This is a genomic window from Saccharomonospora iraqiensis subsp. iraqiensis (assembly GCF_000430445.1).
Classification (GTDB): domain Bacteria; phylum Actinomycetota; class Actinomycetes; order Mycobacteriales; family Pseudonocardiaceae; genus Saccharomonospora; species Saccharomonospora iraqiensis.
The window spans coordinates 1-3,922 of record NZ_AICW01000344.1; the positions used below are offsets into that span (position 1 = coordinate 1).

Below are 3,922 nucleotides of genomic sequence, written 5' to 3' on the forward strand. Positions count from 1 at the left end.
GACGCGGGCGGTGTCGGCGGCCGGGGCGGGCCCTGCGGGCGCACGCGGCGCGCCAGCTCGGTGACCTGCGCGACGCTGCTCAGGTCGAACCGGTTCGGGGAGTCGAACTCCTCCCTCCCCGTCGGCCGGTTCAGCTTCTCCCACTCGTCGCCCTCAGTCACGCGCGCCGCCCTGCAGCTGGGCACGGAGCTCCGGGGTCATCTGCTGGCCGACCCGGTCCACCAGCAGCGTCATCTCGTAGGCGACGGTGCCGATGTCGGCCGTGGGCGCGGCCAGCACGGCGAGGCACGAGCCGTCGCTGATGGACATCAGGAACAGGTAGCCCTTCTCCATCTCGACGACCGTCTGGGTCACCTCCCCGCCGTCGAAGCAGCGGGCGGCCCCGTAGGTCAACGACACCAGCCCCGAGGCGACGGCGGAGAGCTGCTCCGCCCGGTCCTGCGGGAGTCCGTCCGAGGCCGAGAGCAGCAGTCCGTCGGCGGAGACGACCACCGCGTGGGCGGCACCGGGCACCCGGCGCACGAAGTCGGTGATGAGCCAGCCGAAACCGCGGTGAGTCGCTGCCGTCACTGTCCCTCCTCGCCTCGCGGCCTGCGCGCAAGACTATTAGCCGGGTCAAACCGCCGGTAGCCGTTCCCCCGGTTCCGCGCCGGGAATCACGCCGTCGGCGCAGGCGACGGCACACGTCGCCCGGATGCCCACCCGGCGAACGTGACCGAGCTCACCCCGCCTTCAGGGACGAGTCGTGCGCGATCGCGTGTTGCACGACCGAGATCAGCACCTGCTTGGTCGACTCCCGGTCCCGCGCGTCACAGGCCATGATCGGCACCGAGGGGGCGATGGTCAGCGCGTGCCGGACGTCCTCGATCTGGTGGTGCAGCAACCGGTCGAAGCAGTTGATCGCCACGATGTACGGCAGCTTCCGGTTCTCGAAGAAGTCGATCGACGGGAACGCGTCGGCGAGCCTGCGCGTGTCCACCAGGACGACCGCCCCGATCGCCCCGTGGGCGAGGTCGTCCCACATGAACCAGAACCGGTGCTGGCCCGGTGTGCCGAAGACGTAGAGGACCACGTCGGAGTCGAGCGTGATCCGCCCGAAGTCCATCGCCACGGTGGTGGTCGCCTTGTCCGGTGTCTGCGACAGGTCGTCGACCGACACGCTGGCCTCGGTCATCGAGGCCTCCGTGGTCAGCGGATCGATCTCGGACACCGCGCCCACGAGTGTCGTCTTCCCGACGCCGAACCCGCCCGCGACCAAGATCTTGGTCGACTGCGTCGGGCCGGACACCGCCGGCGAGGACGGGGCGTCAAATTCTCCGAAGCCCACTGAGCACCCTTTCCATGAACTCGATACTGGGCCGGTCTCCCACCATGGAGGACGCGGAGTGCACGAGCACGAGCCCGAGACCGGCAACGTCACCAACCAAGATTCGGACGACCCCCAGCGGCATCCCGAGCAGCGCCGCGACCTCGGCGACCGACCGGGTGTCCAGGCACAGTCCGCAGATGGAGCGGTGTTCCGGCACGCGGACCCGGTCCAGCCGCCTGCCCCGCTCGCTGGTGGAGATCAGCGCCTCGACGGCCAGGTCGTAGTCCGGTTTGGTCCTGCCCCGGGTGCGGAAGTACGGGCGCACCAGCCCGGACGAGGTGTCCTCGTCCTCGGTGGCGGTCTCCCCCGGACGGCGCGGCACCGGGGACGGGAGGTCCCAGGACGGCGGGCCGGAGTCCCACGAGGGCGGGCCGGAGTCCCACGACGGGGGCCCGTGGTCCCGGGAGGACGGACCCGGATCGTGCCGCGCCTTGTCGGAGGACGGGAAGCCGTCCCGCCCCGCTCCGCCACCCCCCATGCCGTACAGCTCGGCACCGGGTCCGCTGAACAGCTGGCCGGATTCGGTGACGTCGGTGACGAACGGGCCGACGTCGGCACCGCCCGCGCGCAACCACTCGCCCGTGTCGAGGGTGTCGGACGGGGGGCCGCCCGCCCGTCCCGGACGGGGATCCGGGTCGGCACGGTCGCGGTACCCGGCCCCGTCGCCCGGCTCGTTCGTCCGGCGCCAGGCCGCACCGTCGAGCCATCGATCGCCTCGTGACTGCCCGGAATTCACGGCGGTCTCCTCAGTGTGTTCTCACCGTCTGCGTTGTCTCACCGTCTGCGTCGCCCCCCGCCCGCGTGCTCCCGCGTGGAACCGTCAGCGCTGCGCGCCCTGCAACTGCGCACGCAACTCCGGTGTCATCTGCTGACCGACCCGGTCCACCAGCAGCGTCATCTCGTACACCACCAGCCCGATGTCCGAATCCGGGGATCCGAGCACCGCCAGGCACGAGCCGTCGGAGACCGACATCAGGAACAGGAACCCGTTGGCCATCTCGACCACGGTCTGGGCCACCGTGCCGCCCTCGAACACCTGCGCGGCGCCGCGGGCGAGGCTCGTGAGGCCGGACGCCACCGCGGCGAGCTGGTCGGCCCGGTCCTTGGGCAGCCCCCGCGAGGCCGCGAGCAACAGGCCGTCGGCGGAGACCACCACGGCGTGCGCCGCGCCCGGGACGCGGTGCACGAAATCCGTGATGAGCCACGCGAAGTTGCCCGTCTGCCCGGAGTTGCCCTGATTCGGCGCTCCCGGACGTTCTGAACCCGCCCGTGTCAACTCTTACTCCTTCGCCCCGTTGGAACGGGGGGTTTCCCCCGTCTCGTCGACTTGCTCGCTGCGAACCTGCGGCTCGTGGAGCGCGTGGCGGCCACTCTGGTAACCACGCTGGAAACTCATCATCCGGGTCCGCGCCGCTTCGGCCGACCGCGCGATGGCCCCCTGCCCCGGCTCCCCGGCGGTCGCGTCGGTGAACCCGTCACCCCTGCTGGTGAACCCGTCATCCCTGCTCGAACAACCGACCGAGCCCGGCACGAGATACGCGTTGGGCACGCGCTTCGGCAGGCCCGCGGGGGTGATCTCCTCGTTCTTGTCCTCCAGCAGCGCGTGCGCCGCCTGCCACCCCAGGTCCGAGGCGCTGTGCCAGTCGTCGCCGGTGGCCCCGTCCGGCGTGCCCGCCGCACGGTCGCGTCCGGCGCCGTCCCGGGAACCGTTCATCGCCGCCTCCGCCGGTCCGGTGTCCCCGCGACCGTCCGAGCCGGCCCCCTCCGCCGGACCACCCGCGGTTGGGTCGCCGGACCCCGCCGCATCGTGGTCGTCGTCGGGTTCGAACGCGCTCTCCTCGCTGAACCAGCGCGACAACACGGACTGGTAGATCGGCAGTCTTCTCGTGGGCGCATCGTCCTCCAGAGCACGTCCGTCGGCGACGTCCCCGTCCGGGGACTGCTGCGGCCACACCGGCTCGGCCGACACCGGAGAGGTCACTGCCGCGGGCCCCACCAGCTCGGTCGGGGGCTCACCCGCAGGCCCGTCGAGGAACCGGGTCGCGGGTTCCGCGCCGGATCCCGGTTCCGGATCCCGACCGGACCGCGCCCCGTTCCCCTCCCCGGTGTCCGGGGTCAGAAACGGGCCCGCCGCCGGACTCCGGCCGCCGATGAGGTCGTCGAGACTGATCGGTTCGTCCAGCGGACGCAGACCGTCCTCCGGGCCCGGGTCCGGGGAACCGTCGTCCGCCCCGGCCGTGTCCGCCGAGGCCCTGTCCGCCCCGGCACCGTCCGATCCGGCGGAGTCCGGCCCGAGAGGGTGCTGATCCGGCGGGGGCGGTGTCGCCGCGGGTCGTTCCGGGAGCGGTGGGGTGGCCTCTCCGGTGGCGTTCGTGCCGTCGTCCCGCGGCGGGTGACCGTTGCGGTCCGTCCGCACGGGGCCGCCGGGTCCGGATCCCGCGAACGGATCCACCGGTCCGGCCGGATCCGTGCCGGGCGCGTTCGTCGACTCCGCACCCGTGCGGTGGTCCGACGGACCGGACCGGCCGCCGGGCGGGTCCTGCTCGGCCGAGC

At 72.5% G+C, this 3,922-nt stretch carries 4 protein-coding genes and 1 pseudogene; all 5 read right to left on the reverse strand.

All coding sequences use genetic code 11. The features are described 5' to 3' along the window. Positions 1-153: 153 nt before the first annotated feature. The gene (locus ACTIR_RS0100195) at positions 154-570 is read right to left on the reverse strand and encodes a roadblock/LC7 domain-containing protein (RefSeq protein ID WP_007026823.1); all 417 of its coding nucleotides are present in this window, start codon (positions 568-570) and stop codon (positions 154-156) included. 151 nt (positions 571-721) lie between these two features. Then, entirely contained in the window at positions 722-1,327 is a 606-nt protein-coding gene (locus ACTIR_RS0100200) for a GTP-binding protein (RefSeq protein WP_026452779.1), read from the reverse strand. Continuing rightward, positions 1,308-2,105, reverse strand: coding sequence for a DUF742 domain-containing protein (locus ACTIR_RS0100205; protein ID WP_026452780.1), 798 nt, complete (start codon positions 2,103-2,105; stop codon positions 1,308-1,310). The genes ACTIR_RS0100200 and ACTIR_RS0100205 overlap by 20 nt, the downstream gene beginning before the upstream one ends. An 84-nt stretch (positions 2,106-2,189) precedes the next feature. Next, positions 2,190-2,645, reverse strand: a complete 456-nt coding sequence (locus tag ACTIR_RS0100210) for a roadblock/LC7 domain-containing protein (RefSeq protein ID WP_007026820.1) — start codon at positions 2,643-2,645, stop codon at positions 2,190-2,192. A gap of 3 nt (positions 2,646-2,648) precedes the next feature. After that, positions 2,649-3,922, reverse strand: a pseudogene (locus tag ACTIR_RS20905) (hypothetical protein); the annotation flags it as partial.